22 protein-coding genes are annotated in these 21,865 nt (G+C 58.7%); 16 read left to right on the top strand and 6 right to left on the bottom strand.

All coding sequences use genetic code 11. The features are described 5' to 3' along the window. Window positions 1-4: 4 nt before the first annotated feature. Window positions 5-202, bottom strand: a complete 198-nt coding sequence (locus ACVWW6_RS01880) for a TauD/TfdA family dioxygenase (protein ID WP_456683109.1) — start codon at window positions 200-202, stop codon at window positions 5-7. A gap of 864 nt (window positions 203-1,066) precedes the next feature. On the opposite strand from ACVWW6_RS01880, the gene ACVWW6_RS01875 reads away from it, so the two are divergent. From ACVWW6_RS01875 to ACVWW6_RS01830, 10 genes are all read left to right on the top strand, one after another. Further along, window positions 1,067-1,738, top strand: coding sequence for a recombinase family protein (locus ACVWW6_RS01875; protein WP_456680038.1), 672 nt, complete (start codon window positions 1,067-1,069; stop codon window positions 1,736-1,738). Window positions 1,739-2,034: 296 nt separating this feature from the next. After that, entirely contained in the window at window positions 2,035-2,403 is a 369-nt protein-coding gene (locus ACVWW6_RS01870) for a hypothetical protein (protein ID WP_456680037.1), read from the top strand. A 17-nt stretch (window positions 2,404-2,420) separates the two neighbouring features. Further along, window positions 2,421-2,879, top strand: a complete 459-nt coding sequence (locus ACVWW6_RS01865; RefSeq protein WP_456680036.1) for a helix-turn-helix domain-containing protein — start codon at window positions 2,421-2,423, stop codon at window positions 2,877-2,879. Then, complete coding sequence (locus ACVWW6_RS01860) at window positions 2,879-3,382, top strand: hypothetical protein (RefSeq protein ID WP_456680035.1); 504 nt, start codon at window positions 2,879-2,881, stop codon at window positions 3,380-3,382. Before ACVWW6_RS01865 ends, ACVWW6_RS01860 begins: the two co-directional genes overlap by 1 nt. A gap of 425 nt (window positions 3,383-3,807) precedes the next feature. Then, window positions 3,808-4,404, top strand: a complete 597-nt coding sequence (locus ACVWW6_RS01855) for a hypothetical protein (protein ID WP_456680034.1) — start codon at window positions 3,808-3,810, stop codon at window positions 4,402-4,404. Between the two features lie 10 nt (window positions 4,405-4,414). After that, entirely contained in the window at window positions 4,415-4,594 is a 180-nt protein-coding gene (locus ACVWW6_RS01850; protein WP_456680033.1) for a hypothetical protein, read from the top strand. Then, complete coding sequence (locus ACVWW6_RS01845; protein ID WP_456680032.1) at window positions 4,591-5,352, top strand: hypothetical protein; 762 nt, start codon at window positions 4,591-4,593, stop codon at window positions 5,350-5,352. Before ACVWW6_RS01850 ends, ACVWW6_RS01845 begins: the two co-directional genes overlap by 4 nt. 113 nt (window positions 5,353-5,465) lie before the next feature. Beyond that, window positions 5,466-6,980, top strand: a complete 1,515-nt coding sequence (gene istA, locus ACVWW6_RS01840; protein WP_456680031.1) for an IS21-like element ISBj11 family transposase — start codon at window positions 5,466-5,468, stop codon at window positions 6,978-6,980. Beyond that, on the top strand, window positions 6,977-7,786 hold the full coding sequence (gene istB / locus ACVWW6_RS01835) for an IS21-like element ISBj11 family helper ATPase IstB (protein ID WP_018270204.1): 810 nt from the start codon (window positions 6,977-6,979) through the stop codon (window positions 7,784-7,786). Before istA ends, istB begins: the two co-directional genes overlap by 4 nt. A gap of 35 nt (window positions 7,787-7,821) precedes the next feature. Beyond that, entirely contained in the window at window positions 7,822-8,349 is a 528-nt protein-coding gene (locus tag ACVWW6_RS01830) for a hypothetical protein (protein ID WP_456680030.1), read from the top strand. Window positions 8,350-8,523: 174 nt separating this feature from the next. Here the strand turns inward: ACVWW6_RS01830 and ACVWW6_RS01825 are convergent, their stop codons facing one another. From ACVWW6_RS01825 to ACVWW6_RS01815, 3 genes are all read right to left on the bottom strand, one after another. Further along, window positions 8,524-8,775, bottom strand: a complete 252-nt coding sequence (locus ACVWW6_RS01825; RefSeq protein ID WP_456680029.1) for a hypothetical protein — start codon at window positions 8,773-8,775, stop codon at window positions 8,524-8,526. A 91-nt stretch (window positions 8,776-8,866) separates the two neighbouring features. After that, on the bottom strand, window positions 8,867-9,523 hold the full coding sequence (locus ACVWW6_RS01820; protein ID WP_456680028.1) for a helix-turn-helix transcriptional regulator: 657 nt from the start codon (window positions 9,521-9,523) through the stop codon (window positions 8,867-8,869). 448 nt (window positions 9,524-9,971) lie between these two features. After that, window positions 9,972-10,241: a hypothetical protein gene (locus ACVWW6_RS01815; protein ID WP_456680027.1), complete on the bottom strand. Its 270-nt coding sequence runs from the start codon at window positions 10,239-10,241 to the stop codon at window positions 9,972-9,974. Between the two features lie 945 nt (window positions 10,242-11,186). On the opposite strand from ACVWW6_RS01815, the gene ACVWW6_RS01810 reads away from it, so the two are divergent. Beyond that, a complete protein-coding gene (locus ACVWW6_RS01810; protein ID WP_456680026.1) occupies window positions 11,187-12,377 on the top strand; it encodes a glycosyltransferase in 1,191 nt (396 codons plus the stop codon). A gap of 90 nt (window positions 12,378-12,467) precedes the next feature. Here ACVWW6_RS01810 and ACVWW6_RS01805 read toward each other — a convergent pair whose 3' ends face one another. Both ACVWW6_RS01805 and ACVWW6_RS01800 read right to left on the bottom strand, forming a co-directional pair. Next, on the bottom strand, window positions 12,468-13,271 hold the full coding sequence (locus ACVWW6_RS01805) for a glycosyltransferase family 2 protein (RefSeq protein WP_456680025.1): 804 nt from the start codon (window positions 13,269-13,271) through the stop codon (window positions 12,468-12,470). Further along, on the bottom strand, window positions 13,271-14,680 hold the full coding sequence (locus tag ACVWW6_RS01800) for a mannose-1-phosphate guanylyltransferase/mannose-6-phosphate isomerase (RefSeq protein WP_456680024.1): 1,410 nt from the start codon (window positions 14,678-14,680) through the stop codon (window positions 13,271-13,273). Before ACVWW6_RS01800 ends, ACVWW6_RS01805 begins: the two co-directional genes overlap by 1 nt. Before the next feature lie 527 nt (window positions 14,681-15,207). Here ACVWW6_RS01800 and ACVWW6_RS01795 point away from each other — a divergent pair. From ACVWW6_RS01795 to ACVWW6_RS01775, 5 genes are read left to right on the top strand one after another with little or no spacing between them, the layout of a single operon-like run. Continuing rightward, window positions 15,208-15,879, top strand: coding sequence for a class I SAM-dependent methyltransferase (locus ACVWW6_RS01795; protein ID WP_456680023.1), 672 nt, complete (start codon window positions 15,208-15,210; stop codon window positions 15,877-15,879). A gap of 4 nt (window positions 15,880-15,883) precedes the next feature. Next, entirely contained in the window at window positions 15,884-16,663 is a 780-nt protein-coding gene (locus ACVWW6_RS01790; RefSeq protein WP_456680022.1) for an ABC transporter permease, read from the top strand. Next, window positions 16,663-17,541, top strand: a complete 879-nt coding sequence (locus ACVWW6_RS01785) for an FkbM family methyltransferase (protein ID WP_456680021.1) — start codon at window positions 16,663-16,665, stop codon at window positions 17,539-17,541. The genes ACVWW6_RS01790 and ACVWW6_RS01785 overlap by 1 nt, the downstream gene beginning before the upstream one ends. Continuing rightward, entirely contained in the window at window positions 17,538-19,001 is a 1,464-nt protein-coding gene (locus ACVWW6_RS01780; protein WP_456680020.1) for an ABC transporter ATP-binding protein, read from the top strand. The genes ACVWW6_RS01785 and ACVWW6_RS01780 overlap by 4 nt, the downstream gene beginning before the upstream one ends. Further along, on the top strand, window positions 18,998-21,865 hold the full coding sequence (locus ACVWW6_RS01775; protein WP_456680019.1) for an FkbM family methyltransferase: 2,868 nt from the start codon (window positions 18,998-19,000) through the stop codon (window positions 21,863-21,865). The genes ACVWW6_RS01780 and ACVWW6_RS01775 overlap by 4 nt, the downstream gene beginning before the upstream one ends.

Below are 21,865 nucleotides of genomic sequence, written 5' to 3'. Positions count from 1 at the left end.
TTTTTCACCTCACGCTCACCCGCAAAAGTTTCCTGTCGGTCGATGCCTGGTCATCGGAGTGGCCGCGTCCATGTAGAACATTCCAGTTATCAATGATGATGACATCGCCCGTTTGCCAGTGCACAGGGGTAAAGCCGATGTCTCTTGCGCGATCTGTGATTATCTTGACGCTGGCCTCGCTGTCGGACCCTAATGGTACCATGCAGCCCTCATCGAATCGAATAAAGGGCCGGCCGGGGCTGCAAATGGTCGAGTAGAATGACCTTTTACCGTTTCGCACGAGGAAAGGAGCCGCTTCGAAACGCGCGCGTTCGGAGCCGGTCACGTGCAGGTCGCGAAACCGGAAGAGGATCGTGGGGATAGGGGACCTGCCTGGTGTTTCACACACCAGCACGATGAATCGCGGCGGCTGTAGAAGGTAAGCACCGTCCGTGTGTATCGGGAATGGCCCGAGCCCATGCACGACGCTTAGTGACCTCCAGCGTGCACCCGAGCGTGTTATCGGAATTAGAGATTCGACCTTTTGACCGGCGCGGCCAGTGACAGGATTGCCCAGCATACTTGCGATGCTTTCTGCCGCCGAGTGTGAATCAAGGCCCATCTCCTCCACGCTCGATTTGAACCAGCCGTCTTGCAGTACGCGAGGAGCAAGACCTGTGCATTGTGAGTGCTGATCGAGCGGTTGAAAGCGAGGCGGTGCTGTCCCGGATTCGGGTGAGACCTCTCTCACGTGGATAATCCTGCAAGGCTCCGCGGAGCGAGCCGAGAACTGACTGCTACCATGTTGCTACCTGCCTTCCGAGTATTTAGCTACAGCATATGGCGCCCAGCACCGGAAATGCCCAATGCAGAATTTTCTAGTGCAGCACGAGGGTCCAGAATTTCAAGTCCGGTGCCTTAAACTACTCACCCCCTTACCCTTAAAATCGCTGGTTGCTCTGCCCAATAATTTCCGAAGTGCTTGGAAACGGCCGCCAATCAATCGACGGTAGTCAGGCTTGTAAGGGGGTGGAGTATGTGTTACAAATCAGTCAACGACGGTAGGCTGATTTGTAAAGGGCTCGAAATGGCAGATGGCAAGTGGATTTCTTACCTTCGCGTCTCGACTGATCGCCAAGGCAAATCAGGTCTCGGCATTGAGGCGCAGCGCAACTCAGTCTCGGAATATCTCAACGGCGGCGAGTGGTCGCTGGTGAAGGAATACGTTGAGATTGAAAGCGGAAAGCGCACCGATCGCCCTATGCTGGCCGAGGCAATCAAAGCCTGTCGAGCCCACAAGGCCAGGCTCGTGATTGCGAAGCTGGACCGCCTTTCGCGCGATGCACACTTCCTGCTGGGCCTGGAAAAGGCCGGTATCGACTTCGTGGCAGCCGATATGCCCAATGCCAATCGCCTCACAGTCGGAATCATGGCCATGGTTGCAGAGGAAGAGCGCCGCATGATCAGCAAGCGTACCAAGGACGCGTTGGCCGCTGCAAAGAGGCGGGGCAAGAAATTGGGGGGCGATCGGGGGGTGGTTCCGACCAAGAGAGCCCGTGCGTTGGCCGCGGACGCGCTCAAGGCGCGCGCTGATTCTCGGGCCGCCGATATCGCCCCAATTGTCGCAGAGCTGCAGGCGGCAGGGAGATTGAGTCTCAGAGATATTGCTAAGGGCCTGAATGAGGCTGGCATTCCGACCGCGCGCGGGCAAGGAAAGTGGTCGGCGATTCAGGTGCGTCGTGTCATGGCCAGGATGTAAATTGTTCCCGAAGATGTCTTCGCGCCTAGTCGTTAGTTTGACGGCAAATTGTACCGTGAAAGATATCCTGGGTATCAAAGGCAGCAAGGGTAGACCCGCTCGCCCAAAAGTGGCAGGTCTGTGTTGCCGTTCTGCACCAGCCGTAACCCTCTAAGGTTGACGTTCGATCACAGACGATTTACAGGGTTGCCCCGTTTTAAGTTATATATTAACACCCAAGGAACAACATGGGGCAGTCGCGTCCCAAGGCTGAAGACTTGAAGATTGCCCACGGTGGGACCGTTGCGGACATTCGCATGTCGGAAAAAGTTTATGCAGAATACATGCAAGCTATTGAAGGAAATGATATAATTAGCGTGAAACTCGGTCGCCACCTTTTGCGTTATTTTGCTGAATTCTGCGACAACGCTGACTACAACAAACGGCTGGGCGATGAGAAATTTAAGAAAGAAGAGAACATCCCGGACGGTCGCGGAGGCAAGGTGGCCGTGTGGGCCTTTAAAGGAAAACAATGGAGGCTATATGGGGCCATACTAAAGGTGGCAGAACGACGCTGTTTCGTCGGGCTGTCAATCGATCCGTCCAAGAAGCAGAACAAGGCAAATCGGCAATTGCTCGTAGCCACAGCAAGAATGGCGGCTGAATTTGCTGAGTATGGGGCATGAGAAGCGAGGATTTGGCGATGGCAAAGATCCAGAAAAAGTTCGAGCGGCGCGCGATTGAGGCAGAAGAGGATTTGCTGATCGATTGCCAGTTTCTGCTTCAAGAGCTGATAGTCAAAAAAGGCGTGTCGCGCGGTCAATTGGCCGAGCGGGCAGGAATCTCCAAGGCTCGCTTGTCGCAATTGTTGAGTGCGGACGCTAATCCCACGCTGAAGACGATGGCGTCGCTGTTGTATGCTCTCGGCGAACGGCTGTGCGTAAGTTCAGCACCGTGCATGAGCGAGGATGAGTCGAACGAGGTGCAACACGAAGCCGCCGAGGAGGCATGGCAGTGGACCTTGACGCAGTCGATCGCGGACCGCGGTGACGACGCTGAAATGGTCGCAATCGTGAAGGAGTGCAGCGCATCCAACGATAACTACAGCTATTCCAGCGAAGGGCTCGACCCGTCATTGTTCGAACTCGAAGACGCCGCTTAATGAACGATCTGGATAATTTGCCTGCAACGGTAGGTGGGGGCGCTGCGCCCCCAGCTAACGCTGGTGCGCACGTGGAGAATCGGCGAGCGGACTATAACCGGCTGGTTCGCACCGCTCGATTGTCTAGCCTGATACTTGAAAAGGTCGACTTTAAAATCCATCCAGAAGCGCTCGGTGTGAACAAAGCGTTGCTCACGCGCAGCATAACGCCGCGGACGAAGGTTATGTCGTCTGGTACGGCCGACGGCACTTGCGTTGCTAACGTGATTTGGGAAGTTCACTTCAAGTTCAAGAAGCGCACCGTCGTGAAATGCGTTGGTTCATATTTGATCAGCTACGAAGGCATTAAGGATTGCTCCGAAGAGGCTGTCGGGCTCTTCGTGGAAAACGTAGGGAAGACAGCAACTTACGCATACTTTCGGGCCTTGTACGCTCACTGCGATTGGTCGGCCAATCTAGGCTCTCCGCCGTTGCCGGTGATTCAATTGCAACCGAAAATTTAGCCGCCAGCGTTTCAGGCGAGCTTGGTTGCCAAGAGAGCTTCCTGAGGCACTACCGCTCGTTGGTGGCCGTTAGAGGCATGGCTGGGCAATTAGGCTCGCGCCGGCTCAAGCGGACTCACGTAAGTTCTGTTTCGTTCTGCCACCCAATGGCAAGGTCCAGACCAGCTCTGGTTTCAGCGCTTTTCTAACACCGTCAGCCCGACCTGTTCGATGTGTCCAGCCAACAGGCGCTTTGGCCTCCATATTCAAGGATGACCTGGGTGAATCTTTGCGTGGATCCGGCGCATCCTTCTGATCGGCCCGACGGCCCGAACTAAATGTGATCCGATAGAATGATAAGGTGAGGCCTTTCAAACGTAATCGTTGCATTTGAACCGCAAATCAGGTTTATTTGCTAAGATTACATTTGAATGGATCCTTGGTAAATGGCGATCACTCCGGCGGAGTTGGTGGGGACTGTAGCGGTCGCGTTGGGCATCCCCTACGGGACAGTGAAGAATTACGACCGGCGGCTTATGGAAGCGGGCCTTCGTACAAAAAAGGGACACGGGCGCGGCAGCGCTTTGATGGGAGCTGAGGACGCCGCGGTACTTCTGGCCGCAATCGCGTCCTGTGACGAAATCGGGCGCGCTGCCGACTGCGTTCAGACGCTCTATGAATTGCCCTTCGCTGGTAGGTCGAGCGACCATCCACGAAACGATTTCGAGAACCTCTCATTCCTGTGCGATATCATCGGGCGCACGGAGAAAGAGGTAAACACATTCGGAAGAGCCATCGTTGCTGTCATGCAGCATCTTGCCGGCAAGGCGGACCCTAAGCACTACTTCGGGTTCGAGGTTTCGATCGCGGGCGGCGAGCCTTACGCCGCTGATCTGATTGTCACCACGCCGAAGAAAACAAGGCGCATCGAGTTCTACCGCGCCGGGCAGATTCAGAAGACGATTGACGCCTGTCTGAGGGTAAAGCGGGAAATTATCGGATCTGCCTTTGTGGTGGTCGCTAACGTGATTGCCGATCGGTGAGGGCTGCCTGATGTCGAAGGGGCAGCACACATTCAAGCAGGGTGATGTCACCAAGGCCCTCAAGGGCGCGGTGAACGCCGGCCTGAGTGTGAAGCGCATCGAGATCGACCGACAGGGAAAGATTGTCGTCTTTACCGGCGAGAGCGGGCCATCGGCCGCGACCGGCAATGAGTGGGATGATGTGCAGTGAAGCGCAAGAACCCGAAATATACTCACTCGTTCGTCGACAACGACGGGAAGCCAAGATTTTACCTCCGTGTTCCGGGTCGCAAGAAGCAGGTGGCGCTGCCGGGCCTGCCCTGGTCTCCGGAGTTCATGGAAGCGCGGGAGCGTGCGCTGAATGAACAATGGAGTCCTCAGCCCATCGGAGCGAGCCGAACGGTCCCCGGAACCGTGAATGCAGCTCTAGTCAGCTACTACCAGTCAACGGCCTTCACTGAGCAACTGGCGAAGTCGACCCAACAGAATCGACGGGCAATTCTGGAGCGCTTTCGGAATGACCACGGCGACAAGCGTATCGCGCTGATGCACGCGCAAGCCATCCAGAACATTGTCAGCGGCAAAAAGCCGGCAGCTCAACGCAACTTCGTCAAATCAATGCGAGGTTTTCTCGACCATTGCATAGCGCTCGGCATGATCAGGGTTGACCCGCTCATTGGCATCAAGCGGGCAAAGATGAAAAAGACGGGCGGTTTCCCCACCTGGACGGAAGAGGAGATCGTTCAGTACAGGGAGCGGCATCCGTCGGGCACGAAAGCGAGGCTTGCCCTCGAACTGCTGTTGCAGACCGGGCACGCGAGATCTGACGTCGTCCGGATGGGGCGGCAGCATGTGAAGAGTGGCAAACTTTCGATGCGGCGCCAAATGCCGCGCGGCGAACAGGATGGAAGTGGAGCGTCGACCATGATGAGAGGGCTACGCCGGGCTCGTGACGCAGGGAGGGCGTAGCCCGACCGGAGTTACGAGCCCGGCGTCGGCGCGATCCACAGCGGACCGCGCCGACTGGTGATCGCGGCCGGCTGGTTATGCAAGTGGTTCTTCCGCCAAGAGGAATCACTCGCGTGCCAGGCCGACACATTACCGATCACCAAATGAGGCTCTACATGAAGTACCGCCAGACCGATAGCCCACCCGTGGCCGCCGCCAAGGCGTCGTTCAGCACCTCGACCGCTTACCGGATCGAGAAGGATCGACGCCTTCCGTCGCAGAAGAAGGCTCCCCGCGGCCGTCGCCGGCCGGATCCCTTGGCCCGCGTATTTGAGACAGATATCGTGCCGATGCTGAAGGCCGCCCCCGGTGTGCGGCCGGTCACGATCTTCGAGGAGTTGCTCCGACGCCATCCCGAGCTCGGCGCCGGCATCCGTCGCACGCTGGAGCGCCGGATCCGGGCCTGGCGGGCGATCCACGGCGAGGAGCAGGAGGTCATCTTCCGCCAGACCCACGAACCCGGTCAGCGCGGCCTGTCCGACTTCACCGACATGGGCGAATTGGGTGTCACGATCGCGGGCGTACCGCTCGACCATCGTCTCTATCACTTCCGGCTGGCCTATTCCGGGTTTGAGCACGCCCATGTCGTGCTCGGCGGTGAGAGCTTCGTCGCTCTGGCCGAAGGCCTGCAGAATGCCTTGTGGTCACTCGGTGGGGCGCCACGGGAGCATCGCACCGACAGCCTGTCGGCCGCCTTTTGCAATCTCGACCGCGACGCCAAAGACGATCTGACGCGGCGATACGAGGACCTCTGTGCCCATTACGGCATGCGGCCTTCCCGCAACAATCGTGGCATCGCCCACGAGAACGGGGCGATCGAGAGTTCGCATGGTCATCTCAAGCGGGCGATCGGCGACGCGCTGTTGCTGCGTGGCACCGCCGACTTCGACGATCTCGCTGCCTATCGTGGCTTCATCGATGAGATCGCCAGCCGCCGCAGTGCCCGCAACGCCAAGCGGATCGACAGTGAACGTAGCGCACTTCAGGATCTGCCGGACCGCCGCACGTCGGACTATGAAGAGGTGATCGTCCACGTGACGTCGTCCGGCGGCTTCACCTTGCGCAAGGTGTTCTACACGGTGCCGTCGCGCTTGATCGGCCATCGGCTGCGGGTGCGCCTGTATGACGATCACCTCGACGTGTTTGTCGGCGGCACGCATCTCCTCACCTTGCCGCGCGGGCGGCCGCATCCCAATGGCAAGCACGATCAGGTCGTCGATTATCGGCACGTGATCCATTCCTTGCGGCGCAAGCCGATGGCGCTCCTCAACCTGGTCTACCGCGACCAGCTGTTCCCCCGGGAAGCTTACCGCCGAGCCTTCGACGTCTTGCGCAAACGCTTGCCGGACAAGAAGGCCTGCCGGATCATGGTCGATCTCCTCGCACTCGCCCATGAGCGCGGTTGCGAGGCCGAACTCGCCAATCAGCTCACGGCCGACCTGAACGCCGGCCGGCTGCCCGACCTCAACCGGCTACGTACGCACTTCGCCCCGGATCCCGCCCAGGTGCCGAACGTCGTGGTACGCCTCGCACCGCTCGCCACCTATGAATGCCTCATCGGTACCGCCGAGATCGGAGGCGCCGCATGAGCACAACCAACGTAGTCGACACCGCGCGCCTCAATCTGTTGCTCAACGAGCTGCGGCTGCCCGCCATCAAGGCGCTGTGGCCGCAATTTGCCGAGCAATCCGATAAAGAAGGCTGGCCGGCGGCGCGCTTCCTCGCCACCATTGCCGAGCACGAGATCGCTGAGCGCGGCCGCCGCCGCATCGAGCGCCATCTCGTCGAGGCGCGGCTGCCTACCGGAAAGACCTTTGACAGCTTCGACTTCGAGGCCGTGCCGATGATCTCCAAGGCGCAAATGACCGCACTCGCCGCCGGCGACGGCTGGCTCGGCAAGGGCGCCAATCTGCTGCTGTTTGGTCCGCCCGGTGGAGGCAAGAGCCACTTGGCGGCAGCAATCGGCTTGGCCCTCATCGAGAACGGATGGCGCGTCCTGTTCACCCGCACCACCGATCTCGTGCAGAAGCTCCAGGTGGCTCGCCGCGAGCTCAACCTCGAGGGCGCCATCAACCGCCTCGATCGCTTCGATCTCGTCATCTTGGACGATCTTGCCTATGTCACCAAGGACCAGGCCGAGACCAGTGTGCTGTTCGAGCTCATCAGCGCACGCTACGAGCGACGCTCTTTGCTGATCACCGCCAATCAGCCCTTTGGAGAATGGAACAAGGTCTTTCCGGACCCAGCTATGACCCTCGCGGCGATCGATCGCCTTGTTCACCACGCCACCATCGTCGAGATGAACGTCGAGAGCTATCGCAGGCGGACTGCCCTCGAGCGAAAGCGTGGTCCAGGGCGGCCACCGGAGCACGCGACACAAAAAACGCTCGCTTGATTGACGCTCCGCGACAATCAAAGCAAACAAAACTCTTGCGCGCGACAATCATCGCGGCGATCATCATCGCGCCGCGACACCGACTCGCCATCCTGATCGCCGCGCTCTTCCGACCCAGATCGTCGCGCTATAGCCAAAAGACGAATGTGCAATTCGATATCGAATTGCTGCCCGAGCTTGTCGACGAACTAAAGCTTCATCCCAGCTCCAGCAATCTCGCATTCCTGACGACGGAACTGGGCGAGCAGTTTACGCCAGCCGGCTTCGGCAATTGGTTCGCGGATCGATGCAAGGAAGCGGGAGTGCCGGGGAGGGCGCACGGCCTCCGCAAGGCTTCCGCAGTTCATCACGCGCTGAACGGCGCAACGGCGCCGGAACTCATGGCGTGGTTTGGCTGGAAGACGATCGGTGAAGCTCAACGTTACATCGAGGAGGCTAACCGCATCAGATTGTCCGAAAGCGCAGCCGACAAGGTCAGAGCAGGAACAGGAATTGGCAAACCGAAGAGCCAGTTTGCCAAAAAGGTCCGTAAGTCATTGAAAAAGCAAAAGGTGAAATCGTGAGTGGCGATCCCAGCAGGACTCGAACCTGCAACCCGCGGAGTAGAAATCCGCTACTCGGCCAAGACGCCCCGCCTCGGCCTAACCACCGATTGGCTACCGAAATCCCGTGAACAAGCCGGGCCATAGGACGTCAAACAAGCGCAACTCTTTTGTTTTTGTTGGTCTTTTCGATTGCTACTTACGTTCGGGACGCAGAGAATCTTTCATACAACAAGCCGGGCGATTTCCTGTTCGACCAATCGCAATAATCGGGTGTTGCGTGTCCACGCAACCACCGATGCTTGCGATAGCAAACAGAGTCCCGGCCTCCCAAAGGAAGCCGGGGTTCTTCTTGCCCGCCGCAAACCGCAGGATCGCAGCGAGGTCGCCGCGTAGCGCAATCGCGAGTTCTTCCATTTCGACCACGAGTGTCACCTGATTGATCAACGTCCGGAAACCCTCCGCAGCTTCGGCCCTCTCGTCCTGGCACAGACCCGAGCCAGAACGCGAGAGCGAACGACTTTAAATCTAAGGAGAACTATAATAAGCGGGACAACAGAGAGACCAGCTCAGCCTGCCGCCTAGTCCCGGTTCGCAAAAAAACAGCCTTGAGATGATTACGCGCTGTCCCCGACGAAATGTTCATATCAAGGGCAATTTCCTCCAGCGACTTTCCTTCCAATAGCAGCGATGCGAGACGAGCCTGCGCGGGCGTCAAGCCAAAGATCTCCATCACCGAGCTCTGCGAGATGCGAGGTATTTCATTCAGATCAGTCAAGATCAGAAGAGCGCCCATGTCCGGAGGAACCGCATCGCCCGCGCTTTCCCAGCATTGTACGATCGCATCAATGACGACGGGCCGGCGCTGGCTCCGCGTGACGACTGTCTGCAAGGTGGTGCCGCCCGGCTTGCCAGATAAGAAACGGACCTGAGTGATCAATCTGTCCAACCTCAATCGCGACTGAGCGTCCGCCGCAAACAGGCGCCTTCCTTTCACCGAGAGGTCGTCATCAAAGAGCTTCGAGGCATTTTCGTTGACGGCGGCCACAAAGCCGTGCCGGTCGATCAAGAGCGCGGGCCGGCCCAGCAGATCAAGCGCACCAATCATGCCGGGCCGTTCCCCACGAGCGATGTGCAGTTCACTCGGGCGAAACAAAGCCCCTTTCGGATCGGCTCCCGTTTCCGCGTCACCCATAAGCATAGCAATAGTTCAAAAAAAGCTTCTCATGACTAAGGCTAAAACGCCGTCACCCATGCACACTTATAGTTGCGTGCGTCAAAGTAGACAGTCCCATTTGGGATGTGTTGGTATTAATTTCTGGAGATTTTCAGACTAAGTACGTGTGCTACGGATCTTTCTATGCGCGATGCAACGCGCTCGCTGCGTTTGCTGGTTCAATTTGAATGCTTCTTCGGCCACATTCGATTGCGTTTGATCGAAAAGTGAAAAGCGGACCTGTCATCAGGGAGGAAGCCGCACGTCTTGCAAATCCATGCTTGCATAGATCAGGCCAAATTTTCTCCTTCGCGCTGAATTTCATCGCGGCGAGCCCTCTTGATGCAGCCTGCTGTGCGGCATCCACCGCAAACACCCGAACGCTAAGTGAAAGGGGAAACGCAGACGCCCAGAATCCTGTAGCGTATTACTCTAAGTGATCTGACCGCCCTGGAGAGCTGCCGTCTTCAAGCCACCTAGGAGGCGTAGCTCCGCCCGGGATATTGAAAACCAATGGAAACATTGCGGAGACAAGCGCGTCCAGAGCACCACGCTCCTCGCACAAGCGCTTCTCGGCATATTGGCGCTCAAGCCCAGCCACCTCAAGCAAGCCGCGATAGCGATGGATGCGGTTGCGGTGACTGCGCATGGCGGCGAGAATTTCACTGATCATCGACAGGTCCGCATTGGAAATCAAAATCCTTCTTCTTTGCCTCGTCCCTGGGCTGTCTGGAGCATAGCTTACTCCATGGGGTGCTCTGATAGATCGGCTTTCTGCGGAGGTGGCCTTGAACGGTTAATTGTCTCTGTAATGCATCAGTTTCGTACGTAACGTACAGCGAATTCAGTAGTCACTGCCCGGCAGCGAAAGCGGCAACCAGCTGTGTGATGCACGGGGCAAGGCATCCCGCCAGGAGCAAGTTGTTCGGTGTTGTGACGAGACCCGACCGCCAGGCGCGACCACCGGCAAGCGCATTGGCCGCGTCGATGAACGCGCGACGGCCAGAGGAAATGCGATGTCCGGTGCCTGAGCTGCAGACATGCATGCCCTGCCAGTCGACGTCGCCGCCATGAGCCGGAAAATATCAATCACCCACGGACGAAAAACTCAAGAGCGGCTTGCAGGAGGATGGGCGCAAGACGAGTCTTCCGGCATCAGCACCGTGAGGAGCCCGTTCTGTCGATGTACCTCGACGCCGTTCGTCCAGAAACGGCGGGTAGGTGTTGGTGACCATGGGTGGAGGGGAGGGAAGTCTGCACATTTTGCGTCTTCTATCTCATATGGGACTCGTTGCGGCCCCTTCGAGTTGGCTATTCGTCGCTCAAGGCAGTCGTTTTCAGGAGCCTGCGTTGATCGTTCTTGACCGGAAATAGGCAGCGTTGCCCCTCGATGGGGATCAGGGCCGCGCCTTGCAGGTATCGCGGGCATCAGACTGCCTCGGCCTCAATGCAATCGGTTCTGGGGGGCACTCGTTCGCGCGTTTTGCCGCTTCCAATCGACCGGGGCGAGCGCGCCCTATCGGCGCGCGCGCCCCGGTCGTTCATTGGACAGGGGGAACGCGATGCAGAACGAACCAATCGCTAATCATTTCGATAGTGTTTTTTCTCAGACGAGCGCGAGCTCGAGCAAGCATGAAAAAGAATGAGGATTCTTCATCTTTATAAGACGCATCTTCCAGACACATATGGCGGAGTGCCCCAGTTCATCGACCAGCTTGCGCGAGGTGTTACCCAGCGCGGTCACGCCGTCGACGTCCTTTTTCCAAGCCGCCCGCGATTGTTGGATGCCTCCACAGTCGGCAACTACACCAACCATCCGGTGCCTTTGCACCTTGAATTGGCGTCAACCACTTTTTCGCTTTCTGTGTTCAAGAAGTTCGCGGAATTGGCCGACAATGCGGATATTGTCCACTATCATTTCCCGTGGCCACTTATGGATCTCGTGCATCTGACGGCTCTCTCATCCAAGCCGTCCGTCGTTACTTATCATTCAGACGTTGTCCGTCAGCGTTTTTGGCTTCGGCTGTATCGTCCGCTGATGAAGAAGTTTCTCGATAGCGTTGATCGTATCGTGGCAACTTCGCCGAACTATTGTGCAACGAGTGAAACGTTGCGGAGTTACGCATCAAAAACACGCGCAATCCCGATCGGCGTCGACCAGTCAACCTATCCGCAGCCTCCTGCGTCCGTCATTGAAAAATGGCGTGCCCGCGTCGGCGGCCAGTTCTTCCTTTTCGTTGGAGGTTTGCGCTACTACAAAGGACTTCACATCCTTCTAGAGGCAGTCAACGGAACAGACATTCCAGTCGTCATTGTTGGAAAAGGTCCCGTTGAGCGGGCATTGCACGGGCAGGCCAAACGGCACGGCCTTTCGAACGTTCAACTGCTCGGTGAACTTCCAGACGAGGATAAGTTCGCTCTTCTAACGCTGTGCTTGGCCTTTGTTTTCCCATCCCACCTTCGATCGGAAGCGTTCGGGATATCGCTGCTCGAAGGAGCCATGTACGGCAAGCCGATGATCTCGGCAGAAATCGGCACCGGAACGACGTTCATCAATATTGACCGGCAGACCGGGCTTGTGGTTTCGCCATCGGATGCAAATGCCCTACGGAGGGCGATGATATATCTCACGGAGCACCCAGTACTCGCCAAGCGTATGGGGCAAAATGCGCGTCTGCGGTATGAGAAGCTATTTACAGCGGATCTCATGGTGCAGCGATATCTGGATCTTTATGACGAGATGCTTCGCGAGAGCCGTAGAGGGAAGGGGCATGGTATTGTGGCGCAAAGGCCATCAGGACAAGGAACGCCCGACCGCCATCTCTCTAGGTAACCTGAAATCCGGACCCACTAGGTCCAAGCGGTGGCGGTTGCGCCAGGAGACGGAGAGAACAATGAAGGCCTGGATGATGCGCGCGCACAGTTACTTGCGATCTCCGAGCTGTGCCAGCAGCGCCTTCCACCACACCGCATAAGGCTGGGCGAGCCACCACTTCATCGGGAGGTTGCCGTGGTGTCGGCGAACAACGCCAATCGCTTCAGAATAATGAGCGGCGCGGTTATTCCGCGTCTTTGTGTCCGTGTGAAGACGGTTCACGGCCAGGATACGAGGTACATGGACGAGCGGTCCAAAAGAGCGGTAGAGGCGCCACCATAGGTCATAGTCCAGTGCAAAATGAAGGGTTGGATCGAGCCCGTCGAGTGCTTCCCAAGCGGAGCGTCGGATCAGCGTTCCAGGCTGTGAGATGATGCAGCGCAATCTTAAGCGACGCTCGCTGAATGGCTGCACCCAGACCGGGCTCGTGCTGCCCCTCGAGTTTATGTTCAGGGCGTTGCCATAGGCGGCAGGTGCGGTGGGATTGTCCTCCAGTGCCTTGATGAGAGCACGCAGGCTACCTGGCTCCAATTTGTCGTCGCTGTTCAGCCAACAGACGTATGGGGCGGTGCCGCGTCGAATACCCTCGTTGATCGCAGAGGCTTGTCCGCCGTCAGGTTCACTACGCCAATATGCCAGCCGTTCGCTCCAGCGCTTGAGGACCGTGAGAGAGATGTCGGTCGAACCGCCATCCATCACGATAATCTCTGTCGCAACGTCCTGAATTTCGATAGATTGCAGTGCATCTTCAAGGTAGGGGCCTTGGTTATAGGACGGAACCACCACCGTGACTTGAGGTGAATCCGCTCTCGCCGTTGCAGCAGCGTTGTCTTCGGGGGCGAGTGTCATCATTAACGGCGCTTGTAGTCGTCCTCGATGCGGATAATGTCATCCTCTCCAAGGTAGCTGCCGGTCTGGATCTCGATCAGCTCCAGGGTGATTTTACCGGGGTTCTCCAGCCGGTGCACCGCGCCCATCGGAATGTAGATTGACCCGTTCTCGTGCACCGTCGTCACGGTGTTGTTGACGGTCACCTCGGCTGCGCCGCGCACCACGATCCAGTGCTCGGCGCGATGGTGGTGCTTCTGGAGCGACAGTCGCCCGCCCGGTTTCACCACGATGCGCTTGACCTGGTGACGGGCGCCATTGTCGACCGACTGATAGCTGCCCCACGGACGATGCACTTTGAGGTGCTCTTCGGTGACCTTTGGCGCAATTGTCTTGATCTTCGTTACCAGGCGCTTCAGGCCATTGGCATCCTTGCGCGAGACAAGCACCGCATCGGCCGTTGCGACCACAACGAGATTATCGACGCCTTCGAGAGCGACCAAGGCGTGATCGGTCGTGACGCTACAATTGCGCGAGTCCTCGAATACAGCGGTGCCATGCGCGGCATTTCCTTCCGCATCCTTGTCCGACAATTCCCACACCGCGTGCCAGGAGCCGACATCGGACCAGCCGCAGGACACCGGGACGACCGCGACGCGCGCGGTCTTTTCCATGACTGCATAATCGATCGAGGTCGCCTTGGCGGAAGCGAACGTGTTCGGCTCAATGATCACGAAGCCAAGATCGCGGCCGGCATTCGCGACGGCCTCAGCGACGGCCTGCACGCTTGCCGGATCGACCTTGCGATATTCGTCGAGCAGAACCGTGGCCGGGAACATGAAGTTGCCGCTGTTCCAGAGATAGCCCGAATTGACGTAGTCGGCCGCCTTCGCCGCGTCCGGCTTCTCGACGAATTCCGTGACCGCGCGCACCTCGCCCGCGACCACCTCGCCGGGATTGATGTAGCCATATTCGGTGGCTGGCCGCTCCGGCTTGACGCCGAAAGTGACGATGCGCCCCTCACGCGCGGCGATAAGACCCTGACGGCACGCGGCGACGAAGGCAGCGTTGTCGCGCACGACGTGATCGGCAGCGAGCGCGAGCAAGACCGCCTCGCTATCGGGGCTTTCTGCGAACACGGCTCCCGCGGCGATCGCAGGGCCGGAATCACGGCGCGTCGGCTCCAGCAAGATATCGGCCTCGATGTCGATCTCGGCCAACTGCTCCAGCACGACGAAGCGATAGGCTGCGTTGGTGATGACGATCGGACGGTCGAACAGCCCGCTATCGGAGACGCGCAGCATCGTGTCCTGAAAGGTGGAGCGCGTCCCGAATAGTGGCAGGAACTGCTTCGGCCGCACCTCACGCGAGGCCGGCCACAACCGCGTGCCCGCACCACCGCACATGATCAGGGGCACTATCAATCCGCTCATCTCTTCTTTGCCTCAGTTCAAACAATGTACATTTAAAAGTGTCTCGGTCGCGCGCTTGCCGGCTGCGTCGTGCGACGTCAAACGGCCGATCAATTGGCCGGCGCACACATGATCGGCTGCGCGCGGGTCGCGCCCAAGCCAAGCAAGGATGCCGCCTAAGGTCGAATGCTGCTGCAGCGACATCTGGCGCTATGCCGTGCGGACAAGCCCGGCCAGCGCGCGAGGCCGGGCAAACAATCCCGCCGTCCAAAGCGCGCTCTCGCAAAACGAAGGCATACCGGACTGCTCAGCTTTCTGAAATGCATCTAGTTTGAAGAAGTGCGGTCCCCTGCTGCGCCCCCAATCTGTCGAAATGCCTGCTTGCAACGTTTAGCTGCAACGAAACGAACGAACAGTCCCATTTGGGATATGGATGAGCGGTTTTTCTTTGGGTAGGGGAAGAGGGCCTTCGGCACCGGATCGGCGGGCAGAACCATCTGCCGGCGACGGTCATCACGCGCGCGCTCTCTATGTCCATAGAATTCTTCATGCACGATGCCTATCAACGGCACAACCGGAGGCGGCAAGAGCACCTTGCCAGCTTAATGCTGCCTATAGCTGGCCGGACGGTTCTCGAGCTCGGCGCCGGCATTGGCGATCATACGAGCTTCTTCCTCGATCGCGGCTGCGAAGTAACCGCAACCGATGCTCGGGAGCCGAATCTCGCGCATTTGCGAGCGCGCTTCCCAAAGGTTACCGCACGCATGGTGGATGTCGAACGCGACCTTCCAGCCGATCTGCCTGCGCACGATATCGTCTATGCATATGGGATCCTGTATCACCTTTCAGACCCGCTTTCGGCGCTGACGCGGATCGCGTCACTGACGAAAGACATGCTTCTACTCGAAACATGCGTCTCCTTTGGAGCCGAAGAGACGATCAATACGGTCCCTGAGGACGTGAACGATCCGACGCAGGCCGCGAACGGCCTTGGCTGCCGGCCGACCCGTCTTTTGCTCTTCAACTCTCTGAAGCGCCTCTTTCCTTACGTTTACGTGCCCCGCACCCAGCCCTGGCACGATGAGTTTCCGACCAATTGGCTTGATCGTGCTCCGGCCAATGCCACAAGGCTTTATCGCAGCATCTTCGTCGCCTCTCGGACGCCTCTAAAGAGCGCAATGCTTGCTGGCGGCCTGCTCAGTATCCAAACGAAGGAATAGGGATATGACGCAGACGTTTTGGCTTGGGTTCATGTTGACGCGAAGAGACCTGTCTCAGCGCTACCGTGGCACGGTTTTGGGTGTCTTGTGGCCGTTTCTGTATGCGGGCCTGCTGTTATCGATGTTTACGTTCGTGTTCTCGCTCGTCCTGAACGTGCGCTGGTCGGCGGGCACGGAGGGTCGACCGAACGAGGGCGCGCTGATGATCTTTGCCGGACTGGTGCCTTACCTCTTTATCGCGGAGGTCATGACACGCTCTGCGTCATGCATCACGTCCGCGTCGAACTTCGTGAAGAAAGTTCGCTTTCCGCTTTCTCTGCTTCCGGTGGTGGTCGTCAATAGCGCGCTCGTGCTGGCCGCAATCAACGCGCTAATCCTCGTTGCCGCCGTCGGAATCCTCTGGGCTGACGTGCCCCCAACCGTCCTGATGCTGCCGCTGATATTCGTGCCGTTGGCGGCGCTTGGCCTCGGTGTCGCATTCCTCTTCGCAACCCTTGGCGTGTTCTTTCGGGATCTGTCGCAATTGAGCCCCCTGCTGGCGCAGTTGCTGATGTTCCTGGCGCCGGTTTGCTATCCAGACTCCGCGGTTCCACCGGCGTTTGCCAAGGTGGTCGAACTGAATCCGGTGACGTGGTTTGCGACTGCGTTCAGAAACGCAGTTCTGGACGGCGAGGTGACAACGCCAGGCGAATGGGTCAGCCACTCGCTGGCTTGCTTTCTCTTTGCGTTCGCGACATTCGCCTTCTTCCAGCGAACGCGGCGCTCATTCGCCGATGTGCTGTGATGACGGCTGCTTCTGAGCGCGGACAGGACTATTTGCGCGCGCTCGCCGCGCTGTTCGCGCCGTTCATTGAGGACTGCACGGTCGTCGATGTCGGCGCTCACGGTTCGGGCGACGCGGACGTTTACGCGCCGCTGCTTGCCGGCAAAGGTGCGGCGGTTGTTGGCTTCGAGCCCAATCGCGTCGAGTGTGCCCGGCTCAATGAGAAATGGTCGGGCAAGCGCCGCTTCTTTCCGTACGCAATTGGTGACGGCGCCCAAGCCTCGTTTTACGTCTGTCGAGCGCCCCTCACCTCGTCCCTGCTCCGGCCCAATGGACAGCTGCTTGTTCACTTTGAGGGGCTGGCGGAGATGTGCGAGGTGACGGAGGAGATCCCGATATCGACCGTGCGTCTCGACGATATCGAGGGAGTGCCGGCCGCAGACTTCCTGAAACTTGACATCCAGGGCGGGACGCTCCTTGCGCTTCGAAACGCCGAGCGGCTGCTCGAGCGGACGCTTGTCGTGCATGCGGAGACTGAGTTTCTCCAGATCTACCGTGACCAGCCGTTGTTCTCCGAATGCGAGATCTTTCTGCGCCATCGGGGATTCATGTTCCATCATTTCCATAATCCCGAAGGTCGGCGGATGATGCACGGCGGTTACGCGGTCGGACGGGCGCCGTCACAAACGCTCTGGGCAGACGCCGTCTTTGTGCCGTCTTTGCGTCGGCTCGACCAGCTAGCCAGCCGCGAACTGGTCCGCCTCGCCTGGATAACGGAGGCTGTCTACGGGGCCTCGGACATGGCCATGGCTTGCCTGGGACGCTGTCGAGACGCCGAGACCGCTGACCTAGCCACGAGGTTTCGCTCTGTGTTGGCTGCTCATGGGGTGTTGGCATGAACATTCTCGCGGGCGTTGATGCTGCCCGGGCAAAAGTGAGCGCGGGCATTCCCATCGTGCAGGTGCGGGCGCTCAGCAAACGATATCACTTGCATCGTGGCCCCGGCCACCTATTGGCGCGGGCATTGTTCGGATCCTTGCTGAAGGAGCCGCCGGCGTATGAGGCACTCAGCGGCGTAAGTTTCGATCTTCTGCCGGGTGATGCGTTGGCTGTCATTGGGCGAAATGGCGCCGGCAAAAGCACGCTCCTCCAGATTTTGGCGGGCGTCCTCAAGCCAACGAGCGGTTCGGTGCAGACGTCGGGGCGTATCGCCGGCTTGCTGGAGTTGGGCAGTGGCTTCAATCCGGAATTCTCCGGACGGGAAAACGTGTTCATCAACGGCGCGATTCTCGGCTTGACCGAGCGTCAGATGCGCGACCGCATTGAGGAGATCATTACGTTTGCCGACATCGGTGAATATATCGATCGCCCGGTCAAGACATACTCGAGCGGAATGTTCCTGCGCCTGGCATTCAGCGTCGCCATACATGCAGAACCAGACCTCTTGCTCGTGGACGAGGCGTTGGCTGTCGGCGACGTGTTCTTTCAGCAGAAATGTTACGCGCGATTGAACGAGCTTCGCGAGCGCGGAATGACGGTTCTGCTTGTTACGCACTCGATGGCGGACGCCGCCGAGTTCTGCAATCGTGGCGTGGTTCTGTCGCAGGGACGAAAGGTCTTTGAAGGAAGGGGCAAGGAAGCGGTCGAATACTACTTCCATCACGAATATGGAACGCCCACCGGTCAGTGCAGGGAAGAGTTCCACGAAGTGCGAGAGAGGGGCGTCCCGGGCGACGCGTCTCTGGCAACGCAGTTGAAGGAAGAGTGGGATCCGTTTCAGGCCAATCCTACCGCGATACTTGATCTCAGCGCGGTCGAGCAGTTCGGGCGATCAACTGCAAAGGCAGTCAGGGCGGTCATCGCAGACCGCAACGGCAAAGCGCGCCGGGTCTTCCAGCAAGGCGAATGGTTGCGGATCTACGTTGAGTTTCTCGTGGATCAGCCGGTCCAGGTGCCTTTGGTCGGTGTCCAGCTAATCAACGCAAAAGGCGTTCTGGTCCATGGCCGCAATTCACTGCAGTTCGATACGCCACCTGAAGCGATTGATACGACGGGTACGAGGCTTCGCTGCGTACACGACATCAAGCTCGATATCGATGTCGGCGAGTACACGCTCGAATCGGGGCTTGCCGAGTTGCCGAAGGCGATGTTCGACCGTCGCCGCGCCTGCCTGCCTTCGGAGATAGCGCCGCATATTCAGCTGCTGTCTCACATTAGCGCAATGGCTGCCATTTCCGTGATCCACCGGCATCAGGGTAATCCATGTCTGTTTAGCCATTACGGCGTTGCCGACCTGCCGAGCGTGCAACAGCTGTCGCTCGTGCCTCAGGCTGCGCGCCCTGAAAAGTCACCCAGATGATCTCCTACAGCCAAAACTTCGAGGATGTGATTCTCGCCAGGCTCTTCCAGGGCCAGGCGAGCGGATTCTACATCGATGTGGGTGCCTGGGATCCGACCCGTCATTCGGTGACGAGACATTTTTACGACCTAGGCTGGACGGGCATCAATATCGAGCCGGTCTCGCGGCAATTTCAGCTGTTCGCGGAAGAAAGGCCGCGTGATCGGAATCTCAACGTCGCAGTGGCCGACTTGGCCGGGCGGTTGCGTTTCTACGAGTGTAAACAGCTTACGTCTCTGTCGACGGCCAATGAAACGCAAGCCGGGGAGCTGCAACGCGCCGGGTACGAAGTCATTTCCTACGAAGTACCGGTCGTGACGCTTGAAGAGGTGATCGCTGGCTGCGGAGACCGGGTCATCGACTTCTTGAAGATTGACGTCGAGGGGTTCGAAGAAACGGTGCTCCGCGGTCTTGATTTGAGGACGCGCCGGCCACGCGTGCTTGTTATCGAAGCGACGTTGCCGTCCGTCAAAATCGAGGACTGGGATCAGATCGACCGGATCCGCAACTGGGATGACTGGGAGCCAGCCATACTTGCGGCTGACTATGAGCTTGCCTGGTACGACGGTCTCAGCCGCTTCTATCTGCGGAGGGAGGATGCAGGTCTGCGAAAGCGCCTTTCCCTCCCGCCATGTGTTCATGATGGAGTTGAGCTTGCGGAAGTTCATGAGCTCAAGCGTGCCCATCAGGTGTTGCTGCAGGAGCGAGAAGACGTCCTAAACACCAATCGGCGTCTCGTGGGTGAGCTGCGTGCGGTCGAAGGCGACCGGACCGAAAAGGCCAGCGTCCTTGAACGTGTCGAACGAGAGCTCGCGGACCTGCAGAACAGCCAAATGGCGCTGGCGAAAGAGCGTGAAGACGTTCTGGAGGCGAATGAGCGGCTCGCGGAGGAATTGCGAGCCGTTGATGAAGATCGTGCTGCAAAGGCTGTCAATCTTGAGGGGCTCGCTGCGGAACTGTCCGAGCTTAGAACAAGCCGCCAGCAGCTGCTCGATGAGCGCGAGACGATTCTAAGTGTCAACCAAAGCGTGGAAAGCCAGCTACGGTCGGTTGAGGCGGATCAAGTCAACAAGGCGGACGTGATCGCGAGGCTCGCTCAGCAAGTGACCGAGTTGGCGGGTGAGTGCCAGGCCTCGACCGAGGCACGCGAGAAGTTGCTGGAGACCAATACGCGTTTGCAGAGTGAACTGCGTACCATCGGCGCCGACCGGACCGAAAAGGAAGCCACTATCGAGCGCCTTGACCGAGAAGTCGCCGAACTCAAGACCGACCGGCTGGCTATTTTGGAAGCCCGCGACAAGGTTCTTCAGGCAACGCAGCGCCTGGAGACCGAGCTTAGGGCTGTCGAAGCCGACCGCGCAGAAAAGTCGCAGGTCATCGAACGCCTGAACGTGGATCTTGAGCGTGCCTCGCTCGAGAACACGATTCAGTCCCATAAGCTGCTTGCCAAGGACCAGGTTATCGAGCTGGCGGCGATCCGCAACCTCAACGGAAAGGCGGTGCTGCGCGGGCTTGCCGATCTGCGCGCGCGGCGCCGGCATACGGTGCCGGCCTACGGCGATTACGTCCCCGCCGAAGCGACCGGAAACGGCTTGCACGTGGCGATTGACACGCTCGAGATCGTCTTTGGCGTCTCTGGCGGCGTCGAGACCTATATGAAGATGCTGACCAGTGCGCTGCTGGAGGGGGGGCGGCGCGTTACGCTCATTTGCCTGCCAGACCAGGTTGCGCCACTGCGCAAGGTGTTTGGTGCCAGGGTCGGCTACTTCGTGATGCGCAGGAGTGCTGCGGTCGGGTTGGCGATCGATGTGTCGAACCGGCTCCTCAGCCGCACCCGACGATTGAGCGCAACGACTTCGATGGCGACGTTCTCGCGGCTGCGCGAAGATATCGGCGTGGATATTCTCCACAGTCCTGTTCAGATCTTCTCTGTCCTTGACTTCCGTGTTCCTTCCGTCCTGAACCTGCACGACCTGCAGCACCTTCATTTTCCCGAGAACTTCTCCCCGTCGGATATCGAAGCCCGCAACAGGCTGTACGGCCTCTCGGCGTCCCTTGCGGATGCGATCGTCGTGTCCTCCGACTTCGTCCGGAACGATCTCATCAACCAGATGCGGGTGCCGGCCGCCAAGGTCTTTACGGTGCCGGTCACCTGGGATCCGAGAGTGATCGCGGGCCTTGATGGCTTCAGCGTCCAGGATGCGATCTCGCTGTACAAGCTACCATCGATTTACGCGATATATCCGGCGCAGTTCTGGCCGCACAAAAATCATGCGAGGCTTGTTCAAGCCCTCCGGATTGTGCGCGACAAGTGTCCCAATGTCGATCTGAAGCTGGTCTTTACCGGTTACCGCGGGCATTCCGGCTGGCCGGCCGTGCAAGCAACCATCGAACAGCTGGGCCTCGGCGCGGATGTCGTTTGCCTTGACCACGTTCCGGTCGATCATCTCGCGGCAATTTATAAGGGCTCTCTCTATTGCGTGATGCCCTCGACGTTCGAAGCCTCAAGCTATCCTGTCATCGAGGCTCAAGTGCTCGGTGTGCCTGCGATGTGCTCGAACGTCACGTCGTTACCTGAACTGACGCGCGGCGGCGCTGGCCTGCTCTTCGACCCGTTCGATGTCGAGGACATCGCGGCCAAGATGCTGCGATGGCTCGATGATCCCGACGATCGCCAGACGCACGCCGAGCGAGCGCACGCGAAGGCAGGCCGGGATCATGACATCGAGAAGTACATCGCGGGTCTGGCAGGCGCTTACGACTATGCACGCGGGGAGAGAAGTGAACGATTCAACGCGTGTGCGGCGGCGGCACAGCCTGGGTGA

It is taken from the genome of Bradyrhizobium sp. USDA 3311, from assembly GCF_054062495.1.
The sequence above is the reverse complement of the archived record's forward strand: the minus strand, read 5'-3'. Positions and strand labels throughout refer to the sequence as shown.